The organism is Bacillus sp. JJ1764, assembly GCF_036962145.1.
Lineage (GTDB): Bacteria > Bacillota > Bacilli > Bacillales > Cytobacillaceae > Neobacillus.
Genome location: NZ_JBALNY010000033.1, coordinates 6,901 through 10,550 on the forward strand (window position 1 = coordinate 6,901; position 3,650 = coordinate 10,550).

A 3,650-nucleotide genomic window follows, 5' to 3' on the forward strand; every position below is an offset into this window, starting at 1 on the left:
CAAAATTATTATAAAAAAAAAACACCTTTATGTCAATTTTTCAGGAAAAGGCAAGAATATTTTTAAAATATGTTATAAAATAGGAGGGGTTCGACGGAACAGACTTTATTATGAGGTATTCACATGAAAATACGTAAAGGGAATATCCCTATTTATATAATTATTGTCATCATACCAGTCATTATTTTAAGTTTATCTTCTTTTTTTAAAATCTTACATGATAATCAAGTTAACAGAAAAAATGATGCACTATGGATTGCCTCGGTTTACCAAAAAAACTGGGATCAATTTATCAGCGAAACAACAACAAGCTTAAAAATTCTCTCGTTATCTGCAAAAGAAAATTTGGATTCTCCCCAAAAAATGCAGCCACTGTTGATTAAAGTCTATCAGGATGATCTTAGATATGGAGGATTATTTTTACTCGATCCTAACGGAAATCTAATGACTGGTACTGCACCTCTTCGCGGAGAACGGAATTTTACAGACTTGAAATTTATCCAGGAAGTGATCCAAACCAAGGATACAGTTATTTCCAACCAAGTCGAGATTCTTCAAAACAACCAGAGAATCATAGGGTTGGCTACTCCCGTGCTTGATGAAAACCACCAGTTACAAGCTATAATTGTAGCTGACTTACGTATGGATTATATGAAAAATTTAATGAGAGTACTGACTCCAGATACAAAATTAATGGTTATAAACGATGAAAGTACACCTATTATTCAATTGAATACTAATAATATTGAAACAAACCAGACCGAAAACTGGGTTACTCAGCCTATGGATCATCTCCCCTGGTGCATAAAAGTAAAAATTGCTGATATTAGCCCTAGAAAAGTGTCAGCCAAGTTTCTTCAATTATTTATTATGATATTCATTGTTGCCCATTTGCTTTACCTGTGTATTCAATATATTCTATTAAAAATTCAAACTTTAAAAGAACGAAAACAGAATGAACTTCAAAAGCTCGAATTGGTTGGAACACTGGCTGCCAGCACGGCCCATGAAATTCGTAACCCATTAACCGGTGTTAAAGGCCTGATACAGCTCTTAAGTGAAAAATATACAGATAAACAGGACAGCTACTATTTCGAAGTGATTAATTCCGAGTTAAATCGTATAAATGAAATTGTAAGTGAATTTTTGATCTTAGGTAAACCCACAGCACAATTAAGAGAAGATGTTAACATAACCGCAACACTGAATGAGTTAAAACCCATTATCATTTCAGAGGCAAATTCACGGAATATTGAATGTGTCTGGACCATTTCACAAAATTCCATTATGGTTGAGTGTATAAAGGATCAGTTAAAGCAAGTAATACTCAACTTAACGAAAAATGCAATTGAATCCATCGAAGAGACAGGGATGTTACAGATCAACCTTGAGTCGAAGGAAAAATGTTGTATATTGAAAATTACCGATAACGGAAAAGGAATTTCAAAAGAAAATTTAGATAAGATCTTTCAGCCTTTCTTTACTTTAAAAGAGACTGGAACTGGCCTTGGCCTAGTTATTTGTAAACGTATTGTTGACTCTTTTGGTGGTACGATTGAAGTAAAGAGTACTGAGTTTGTTGGTACAACCGTTACTATTATATTGCCATTAAAATTAAACCATTGAGGCCGAAACGGTCTCTTTTTTCATATATTTCGAAAATAGAAACAATTTGTTTCTCAAATTGGATTTGAGGTAGTAAGATAAGAATATCAAATTGTAAAAAGGGGGGTACCATGAGTAATCAGCAAGCAGCCTTACCTACATCCACTCCAAGACAAACAGAAGGAACTATATACAAAATTCTGATGATTATTGGTCTATGCCATTTATTGAATGATGCCATTCAGGCAGTAGTACCTGCGATGTTTCCAATTTTGGAAAAGACGATGGGTTTATCATTTACGCAGTTGGGCATTATTGCCTTTGCTCTTAATATGGTTTCGTCCGTTATGCAGCCTATTGTTGGGATCTTCACAGATAAAAAACCAATGCCTTTTGCCTTACCCATTGGGCTAACTTTTACCTTGGTGGGTGTGCTTGGATTAGGTTTCGCTTTTAATTTTAGTTTCATCGTCTTATCCGTTATTTTCATTGGACTAGGTTCTGCTGTATTTCATCCGGAAGGATCTAGGGTTGCCTACATGGCTGCAGGAAATCGCAGAGGTCTTGCTCAATCCATTTACCAAGTAGGAGGCAACACAGGCCAGGCATTGGCTCCACTGATAACCGCCTTAATTTTAGTCCCATTAGGGCAATTAGGAGCTTCCTGGTTCTCTATTGTTGCTGCTCTTGCCGTTATATTATTAATCTATATTGCTAAATGGTATAATCAGAGACTATTATCAACACCTAATCTTAGAAAGAAAAAGGCTTCCACCTTTCCAGATCAACCTGGATTATCAAAAGAGATTATCCGTGCACTGGGGTTTATTTTATTGTTGATTTTTGCAAGATCCTGGTACATATCGGGAATGACTAATTTCTACGCCTTTTATGGGATGAAGGAGTATGCCTTGACAATTAAAGAATCACAGCTATTCTTATTCGCTTTTTTAGTTGCTGGGGCATTGGGGACCTTTTTTGGCGGCCCCCTTGCAGACCTGTTTGGAAAGAAAAAGATTATTTCATTTTCCATGCTGTCTACAGTTCCCTTTTCCATTCTAATCCCGCATATGCCCCAAATGCTGGCATTTGCATTCTTAATAATATCTGGCTTTATATTAATGACCAGCTTTTCGGTAACGGTTGTGTATGCACAGGAATTAGTCCCCGGAAAAATTGGGTTGATGTCTGGATTAACGGTAGGTCTTGCATTTGGCATGGGGGCTATTGGTTCGGTTGGACTAGGGTATATCGCCGACTTAATCAGCTTACAATCCATGATCAAATGGCTGGGGGTTCTTCCATTATTGGGATTAATCTCGTTTCTGCTGCCATCAGATCAGAAAGTGTTGGAATGGAATAAAAAGGCATAAAAAAAAGGATGGGTGTGCCCATCCTTTATTTTATTTCTTGGATTTTTTGATATAATTCTTCTTTTTCCTCATCGGTCAACATTCTTTGCGCCATTGGGAACAGAACATTTTCTTCTTTGGCAAAGTGCTCAGTTAAGATAAAATATGCATTTTTAACTAATTGACCAAGCTCCTTTTTTTCTTCAGAGGTCTCGCCATTAGTTGCTCCTTCTAAAAACGCCTTGATATTCGCTTTTGCTTGATCATGTTCATACTCCATTACCGCAATAGGACCGGAAGTGGTTCCAATATAAACACCTAACATTGGGAATAGCACGCCTTCTTCCCGTTCTGAATGTGGGTCCAAATCCGCCTTAAATTGCTGTACTTTTGCATTCAATAATTCAAAATTAGGATCAATATCCTTTTCCTGCTCAATCCTTTGAGTCAATTGAAACAATTCTTCCAATTGAGCTAATAAAGGGGGATGCTCCTCTTTCAATTGTTTCAGGCCTTTGCTTAATTCAATATCCGGGCCGCCGCTGAAGGCACTCATACATCCGCTCATTTTTTTCACCTCTTGATCGATTTGTTGCCTCTAAGTATAAAATCTGCTACCAGCCAATGTAGTGAGGAAAGTCACATTCAAGTGAAATATTTATTTAGTTTGACCGGATCATAACAATTTTATAA

At 36.7% G+C, this 3,650-nt stretch carries 3 protein-coding genes; 2 read left to right on the top strand and 1 reads right to left on the bottom strand.

The genetic code is table 11. From position 1 onward, the window contains the following. Positions 1-123 precede the first annotated feature (123 nt). Positions 124-1,626 (top strand): ATP-binding protein, encoded by a 1,503-nt coding sequence (locus V7083_RS04815; RefSeq protein ID WP_335475937.1) that lies wholly within the window; start codon positions 124-126, stop codon positions 1,624-1,626. 110 nt (positions 1,627-1,736) lie between these two features. After that, positions 1,737-2,978 (top strand): MFS transporter, encoded by a 1,242-nt coding sequence (locus V7083_RS04820; protein WP_335475939.1) that lies wholly within the window; start codon positions 1,737-1,739, stop codon positions 2,976-2,978. Positions 2,979-3,003: 25 nt separating this feature from the next. Here the strand turns inward: V7083_RS04820 and V7083_RS04825 are convergent, their stop codons facing one another. Beyond that, positions 3,004-3,525 carry a hemerythrin domain-containing protein gene (locus V7083_RS04825; RefSeq protein WP_335475941.1) on the bottom strand — a complete coding sequence of 174 codons (522 nt, stop codon included), beginning with the start codon at positions 3,523-3,525 and terminating at the stop codon, positions 3,004-3,006. Positions 3,526-3,650: the final 125 nt, after the last annotated feature.

Excerpts from the sequence above, each read along its gene's own strand:
- V7083_RS04825 (WP_335475941.1), bottom strand. The coding sequence starts at position 3,525 with ATGAGCGGATGTATGAGTGCCTTCAGCGGCGGCCCGGATATTGAATTA.
- V7083_RS04815 (WP_335475937.1), top strand. The coding sequence starts at position 124 with ATGAAAATACGTAAAGGGAATATCCCTATTTATATAATTATTGTCATC.
- V7083_RS04820 (WP_335475939.1), top strand. The coding sequence starts at position 1,737 with ATGAGTAATCAGCAAGCAGCCTTACCTACATCCACTCCAAGACAAACA.